Genomic DNA, 6,593 nt, shown 5'->3' with positions numbered 1-6,593 from the left:
GCGCTGGCGGCCGGCGACCCGGAGCAGCTGGCGCCGCTGTTGGGCAACGAACTGCAGGCGGCCGCGCTGAGTAAGGATCCGGCGTTGCGCCGCGTCTTGCGTGCCGGCGTCGAGGCGGGCGCGCTGGCCGGAATCGTGTCGGGTTCCGGACCGACATGTACGTTCCTGTGCAGGTCGGCGCCCGCTGCGGTGGACGTCGGCACCGAGCTCTCCGGCGCCGGTGTCTGTCGCACTGTGCGCGTCGCCAGCGGTCCGGTGCACGGCGCGCGGGTGGTGCCGGCACCTGCCGCCGGCGTGTGACATAGGCCCGATTGCACCCGTCAGTTTGGCAGTTACTTAAGAGGAGTTTAAGATGTTCGACGGTGACGAATACCGGTCAAGAAATGCGCCTGGTTCTCTCGCCTGCCGATCATGGCGGCGGGCGTTGTATGAACCCCACTGGCCGCCGTGTCCCAACCGCAACCGCAACGTTGCGTGAGGTTACCGGTTCATCACCGTTTCGAGACGAAATTGCTGCCCAATTGTGGGCGTGCGGCTGCTCGAAAGTGTGGTTGAGCAGGGGCAGCATTAGACGCTGGGCGTTGGCGCCGGAACCGAGGAGGCTACCGTGAGCAGGTTTACCGAGAACATGTTCCGCAACGCTCACGAGAGCGCAAAGGGCATGGTGACCGGCGAACCGCACCAGCCGGTCCGGCACACCTGGCTGGAGGTCTATGAGCGTGCCCGCCGGGTGGCCGGCGGCCTGGCGGCGGCCGGCATCGGCCATGGTGACGCCGTCGGTGTCCTGGCTGGAGCGCCGGTGGAAATCGCGCCGACGGCTCAGGGGCTGTGGATGCGCGGCGCGAGCCTGACCATGCTGCACCAGCCCACACCGCGTACCGACCTCGAGTCGTGGGCCAAGGACACCACCATCGTCGTCGACATGATCGAGGCGAAGGCGGTGATTATCTCCGACCCGTTCATGGCGGCCGTGCCGGTGCTTGAGGGACGCGGTCTAAGGGTGCTGACTGCCGAGCAACTGCTGGCGTCCGACCCGATCGACCCCATCGACACCGATGAGGACGACTTGGCGTTGATGCAGCTGACGTCCGGCTCCACCGGTTCTCCGAAGGCCGTGCACATCACGCACCGCAACATCTACTCCAACGCGGAGGCGATGTTCATCGGCGCCAAGATGGATCCCAGCGGCAACGATGTGATGCTCAGCTGGCTGCCGTGTTTCCACGACATGGGCATGGTTGGCTTCTTGACCGTGCCGATGTACTTCGGTGTCGAGCTGGTCAAGGTCACGCCGATGGACTTCCTGCGCGACACGCTGTTGTGGGCCAAGCTGATCGACAAGTACGGCGGCACCATGACGGCCGCTCCCAACTTCGCCTACGCGCTGTTCGCCAAACGGCTGCGCAACCAGGCCACCCCCGGTCAGTTCGATCTGTCCACGCTGCGCTTCGCGCTCTCCGGCGCCGAGCCGGTAGACCCCGCCGACGTCGAGGATCTGATCGACGCCGGAAAACCCTTCGGGTTGCGACCCGAGGCGGTCATGCCCGCCTACGGGATGGCCGAAACCACGTTGGCGGTGTCGTTCTCGGAGCTCGGCGACGGGCTGGTGGTTGACGAGGTGGATGCCGATCTGCTGGCCGCGTTGCGCCGCGCCGTGCCGGCCACCAAGGGCAACACCCGCCGGCTGGCTTCGCTTGGCCCGCTGCTGACGGGCATCGAGGCCCGCATCGTCGACGAGAACGGCGCGGTGTTACCGACGCGCGGTGTCGGCGTGATCGAGTTGCGCGGTGAGCCGGTCACCCCGGGCTACACAACTATGGGCGGGTTCATCCCGGCGCAGGATGAGCAGGGCTGGTATGACACCGGCGACCTTGGCTACCTGATGGAGAACGGCCACATTGTGGTGTGTGGTCGGGTCAAGGACGTCATCATCATGGCCGGCCGCAACATCTACCCGACCGATATCGAGCGGGCTGCCGGCCGGGTCGACGGCGTTCGCCCGGGCTGCGCGGTGGCCGTGCGGCTTGACGCCGGGCATGCCCGCGAGACCTTCGCCGTTGCCGTGGAGTCCAACGCGTACCAGGATCCCGCCGAAGTGCGTCGCATCGAGCATCAGGTCGCCCACGAGGTGGTAAGCGAGGTCGACGTGCGGCCGCGCAACGTCGTGGTGCTGGGTCCCGGGACGATTCCGAAGACGCCGTCGGGCAAGCTGCGACGGGCCAACTCGGTCACCCTGGTCACCTAGGGCGACGCCGGTTACCAGGCGTGGACCCGGTTTTGGGCCGGTTCCAGGCCCAGCTCGATGAGCAACTCGGTAGCGTCGGCGGCCTGTTCGCACACTGTAGGCACCTCCGGACGTTCGGCGGCCGTGAAGTTCTCCAGCACGAACGCCGCCGGATCCTTGCGCCCCGGCGGTCGGCCGATCCCAATCCGCACCCGCTGAAAGTCCTTGGTGCCCAACGCGGCCGCAACCGAGCGCAGCCCGTTGTGGCCCCCCTCGCCGCCGCCGATTTTCAGCCGGATCTGACCGAAGTCGATGTCCAGGTCGTCGTGGATGACCACCACGTCAGCCGCGGGCACCGAATAGAACTTGGCCAGTGGGCCCACTTGGCGGCCGGACTCGTTCATATAGCAGCGCGGCTTGGCCAGCACCACCGAACGTCCACTAAGCCGGCCGGTGACAATCTCCGCGCCAGAACGCTTGTGCGCCTTGAACGCTGAACCCAGCCGGGCGGCGAGGCGGTCTGCGACCATGAACCCCAGATTGTGCCGGGTCTGGGCATAGTTTGGCCCCGGGTTGCCCAGGCCGACCACCAATAGCGGGTCGGCCATGAATTATTCGGATTCGGATTCGGGCTCGGCCTCGGGCGTCTCGGCCTCTTCGGCGGCCTCCTCGGCCGGCTCCTCGGCCTCGGCCACCTCGCCGGCACCCTCGGCTTCGAGTTCCTCGGCGGTCGGCGCGATCACCACGTTGACCACCAGCATGTCCGGGTCGTCCACCAGGGTGACCCCCGCGGGCAGTGTGATCTGCCCGGCGGTGAACTGGGTGCCCGGTTCGGCGCCTTCGACCGACACGACCAACACTTCCGGAATCGACAACGCCTCGGCTTCGATCTCGACGGTGTTGGCCTCTTGGGTGACCAGGGTGCCGGATGCCGCCTCGCCCTGGACGTCGATGCCGACCTCGACGACCACCTTCTCGCCGCGGCGCACCACCAGCAGATCGGCGTGCTGGATGGTGTGCCGGATCGGGTGGATCGCGAGCGCCTTGGTCAGGGCCAGCTGCTCTTTGCCGTCGATGTCGAGAGTCAGCACCGCGTTGGTGCCGGAGTGCCGCAGCACCGCGGCGAAGTCGTGTCCGGGCAATTCCAGGTGCTGGGGGTCGGCGCCGTGACCGTAGAGAACGGCGGGAATCCTGCCGTCACGCCGGGCCCGCCGGGACGCGCCTTTGCCTGTCTGGGTGCGTACCGAGACGGTCAGCTGGTTCGCAGATTTGGCCATTTGATGTCGCTCCTGTGTCAGTTTTCCTGGCACGGCGAGGGATCGCGAGAACTTAGATCGACCTGAAATTGGTCGGTATCGGTCCCCGTCGATAACGGTGGCCTGCCGAGTTCATCGCAAGCCACCCTCGCCGTGACGCCCGGTCAGGTTAGCGCATCAGCACCTCAGAGCGGAAATTTGGTTTCCGTGAGCCCTTCCGACAGCTCCCACAGCGCGCTGGCGGTGGCGGCGCGTTTGGCCAGTGGACTGCGCCCGACCGGCCGGCTGCGTCCGGCCATGCCGAAGCTCGGGCCGATGAAGCTATCGCCCGGTAAGTCCTGGGAGGCGGCATACAGCGTTTGCCGGGCGCCGAAGTCGGCGTCGGAGGCCAGCCGGTTACCGATCGCCATCAGCACGTTGTCGAGTTTGCGACCGGAATGCCCTTGCAGGTTGGTGTGCGAGTAACCGGGATGCGCGGCCACCGCACGCAACGGCGAGCCGGCGGCCTTCAGGCGCCGCTGCAGCTCCCTGGTGAACAGCAGGTTGGCGAGCTTGGACTGGCCGTAGGCCACCCACGCCGAGTAGGGCCGCGACGTCCAGTTCAGGTCTCGAAGGCTGATGTAGCCCGCCCAGTGCGCCAACGACGACACGGTCACCACCCGGTCGGTGATCTTGGGCAGCAGCAGGTTGGTCAGCGCGAAATGCCCGAGATGGTTGGTGCCGATCTGGCTCTAGAAGCCGTCGGCGGTCACCGCGTGCGGCACGGCCATCACGCCGGCGTTGTTGATCAGGACGTCGACAGTGTCCACCCCGTCGGCGAACTGCCGCACCGATGCCAGTTCCTGCAGGTCGAGTCGACGCACCTCAATGTCTCCGGTCATGTCCCGGGCGGCGGCTTCGCCCTTCCCGGTGTTGCGCACGGCGAGGATGACCTGGGCACCGACCCGGGCCAGCTCGCGAGCAGTCACCGCGCCCAGGCCGCTGTTGGCGCCGGTGACGATGACAGTGCGTCCGGCGAACGAGGGCAGATCCGCGGCGGTCCATGAGGTCATGGCAAACACAGTAATGCGGCGGCGAGCAGCGCGGCGGCAGCTACTTTGCGGCGATGGTGAATCCGTGGATGATCGCCTGGATGTCGGCCGCGTCGGGGGCGGCCTGCTCGGCCCGGCTGGTGACCGCGAGCTGGACCAGGTAGCGCTGGCGGGCCGGCGCTGGCCCGGTCGGAATGACGATCCGGTTGTAGGTGTGCAGCCGCGCGTCCGCGAGGTCGTAGCTGCCTTCGATCATTGACGACGGAAAGCCGTTGAAGTTGGCGCCGGACTGGTCGAGCAGTTTGAAGTTCTTCGCCAGCGTGGCATCGGCGTTGCCGTGCTTGACCACGTCGGCGGGATCGAAATCACCATTCAGTTTGAACACCATCAACATGGCCGCAGGAAAATTGCCACTCTTGGCGATCATCTCGGTGGTCGGCGCGATATTCGGCTTCTCGATCTTCTCCCAGCCCGGCGGTATCGGGATCGACACAGTCAAGTCGGTCAGCTTGTCGGGCGCCACCGGCTCTCCGGTTACCCCGCTGCTTTCCAGATACTGCGCGAACGGTACCGGCGCTTCAGTCGACGTCGCTGTCGTCGTCGGTGCCTTGGTCCAAATCGACTGGTAATCAGGACTTTTCGAGCCACAGCCGACCGGCAACGCCGTCAAAGCCAGGACCACGACCGCGGCTCCGCATAACCCGGGCCTCACAGGATATCGCGCACCCTGTCCATCGGACGGGCCAGCCGCGTGCCTTTCGGTGTGACGACAAAAGGCCTTTCGATGAGGATGGGATGTTCGGCCATGGCGTCCAGCAATTGGTCGTCGCTCGCGTCGGCCAGGTTGAGCTCGGCGTACAGCGGCTCGCGTTTGCGGACCGCGTTGCGCACATCGATTCCGGCGTCGCGGATCAGGCTTACCAGCTCGGCACGGGACGGCGGTGTCTTGAGGTACTGCACGATCTTGGGCTCAACACCGTTGTCGCGCAACAACTCCAGGGTCTTTCGCGAGGTGGTGCACTTGGGGTTGTGGTAGATGACGGTGTTGTGGGCACCCGAAGCCATCTAGGCGTCCCCGTCGAATAGTCCTGTGACCGAACCGTTTTCGAATACCGCGCGGATCGTGCTGGCCAGCAGCGGCGCGATCGACAACACCGTAAGCTGTGGGAACCGCTTTTCCTCACCGATCGGCAGCGTGTTGGTGACGATTATTTCGCGGGCGCCGCAGGCCGCGAGCCGTTCGGACGCCGGGTCGGACAGCACACCGTGGGTGGCCGCGATGATCACATCCTTGGCGCCGTCGTCGTGCAGCAGCTTCACCGCGCCGGCAATGGTGCCACCGGTGTCGATCATGTCGTCGATCAGTACGCAGGTGCGGCCCTCAACCTCGCCGACGACGCGGTTTGAGACCACCTGGTTGGGCACCCGCGGATCGCGGGTTTTGTGGATGAAGGCCAGCGGGACGCCGCCCAGCGCGTCGGCCCATTTCTCGGCGATGCGCACCCGGCCGGAGTCGGGGGAGACCACCACCATGTTGCCGTCGGGGTAGTTGTCCCCGATGTAGCCGATCAGCAGGTTCTGCCCGCGCATGTGATCGACGGGTCCGTCGAAGAAGCCCTGGATCTGGTCGGTGTGCAGGTCGACGGTCACGATCCGGTCGGCGCCGGCCGTCTTGAGCAGGTCGGCGACCAACCGCGCCGAGATCGGCTCGCGGCCGCGGTGCTTCTTGTCTTGGCGGGCGTAGGGATAGAAGGGCATGACGGCGGTGATCCGCTTGGCGCTGCCCCGCTTGAGCGCATCGATCATGATCAGCGCTTCCATCAGCCAGTTGTTCACCGGGTCGGGGCAAGACTGCAGGACAAAGGCGTCACACCCACGCACCGATTCGTCGAACCGCACGAAGATCTCGCCGTTGGCGAACTCGCGCGCGGTCTGTGCGGTGACGTGGACGTCGAGTTCTTTGGCTACCTGCTCGGCCAGCTCGGGATGCGCGCGGCCAGAGAAGAGCATCAGGTTCTTGCGATTATCGGTCCAGTCGTGGCTCACCGTGCTGCCCTCGCCGTATTGGGGTCGGTATTAGGG

General features: G+C 66.1%; 6 protein-coding genes and 2 pseudogenes. 2 read left to right on the top strand and 6 right to left on the bottom strand.

What is annotated here, in order from left to right:
* Positions 1 to 300: pseudogene (locus WAN71_RS06720) on the top strand (4-(cytidine 5'-diphospho)-2-C-methyl-D-erythritol kinase); the annotation flags it as partial.
* 307 nt (positions 301 to 607) lie between these two features.
* The gene (locus tag WAN71_RS06715; RefSeq protein WP_422224586.1) at positions 608 to 2,245 is read left to right on the top strand and encodes a fatty acyl-AMP ligase; all 1,638 of its coding nucleotides are present in this window, start codon (positions 608 to 610) and stop codon (positions 2,243 to 2,245) included.
* Between the two features lie 11 nt (positions 2,246 to 2,256).
* Here the strand turns inward: WAN71_RS06715 and pth are convergent, their stop codons facing one another.
* The 6 genes and pseudogenes from pth to WAN71_RS06685 all read right to left on the bottom strand — a co-directional run bounded on the left by pth (position 2,257) and on the right by WAN71_RS06685 (position 6,557).
* Complete coding sequence (gene pth, locus WAN71_RS06710) at positions 2,257 to 2,832, bottom strand: aminoacyl-tRNA hydrolase (RefSeq protein ID WP_422224585.1); 576 nt, start codon at positions 2,830 to 2,832, stop codon at positions 2,257 to 2,259.
* A 3-nt stretch (positions 2,833 to 2,835) separates the two neighbouring features.
* On the bottom strand, positions 2,836 to 3,501 hold the full coding sequence (locus tag WAN71_RS06705) for a 50S ribosomal protein L25/general stress protein Ctc (protein ID WP_422224584.1): 666 nt from the start codon (positions 3,499 to 3,501) through the stop codon (positions 2,836 to 2,838).
* A 164-nt stretch (positions 3,502 to 3,665) separates the two neighbouring features.
* Positions 3,666 to 4,532, bottom strand: a pseudogene (locus WAN71_RS06700) (oxidoreductase).
* Between the two features lie 40 nt (positions 4,533 to 4,572).
* Positions 4,573 to 5,223 (bottom strand): LpqN/LpqT family lipoprotein, encoded by a 651-nt coding sequence (locus WAN71_RS06695; protein ID WP_422224583.1) that lies wholly within the window; start codon positions 5,221 to 5,223, stop codon positions 4,573 to 4,575.
* Complete coding sequence (arsC, locus tag WAN71_RS06690) at positions 5,220 to 5,576, bottom strand: arsenate reductase (glutaredoxin) (protein ID WP_422224582.1); 357 nt, start codon at positions 5,574 to 5,576, stop codon at positions 5,220 to 5,222. The genes WAN71_RS06695 and arsC overlap by 4 nt, the downstream gene beginning before the upstream one ends.
* The gene (locus WAN71_RS06685; RefSeq protein ID WP_422224581.1) at positions 5,577 to 6,557 is read right to left on the bottom strand and encodes a ribose-phosphate diphosphokinase; all 981 of its coding nucleotides are present in this window, start codon (positions 6,555 to 6,557) and stop codon (positions 5,577 to 5,579) included. It abuts the gene before it with no gap.
* Positions 6,558 to 6,593 lie beyond the last annotated feature (36 nt).

It is taken from the genome of Mycobacterium sp. (assembly GCF_049280035.1).
Taxonomy (GTDB): Bacteria; Actinomycetota; Actinomycetes; order Mycobacteriales; family Mycobacteriaceae; genus Mycobacterium.
The sequence above is the reverse complement of the archived record's forward strand: the minus strand, read 5'-3'. Positions and strand labels throughout refer to the sequence as shown.

Excerpts from the sequence above, each read along its gene's own strand:
- pth (WP_422224585.1), bottom strand. The coding sequence starts at position 2,832 with ATGGCCGACCCGCTATTGGTGGTCGGCCTGGGCAACCCGGGGCCAAAC.
- WAN71_RS06705 (WP_422224584.1), bottom strand. The coding sequence starts at position 3,501 with ATGGCCAAATCTGCGAACCAGCTGACCGTCTCGGTACGCACCCAGACA.
- arsC (WP_422224582.1), bottom strand. The coding sequence starts at position 5,576 with ATGGCTTCGGGTGCCCACAACACCGTCATCTACCACAACCCCAAGTGC.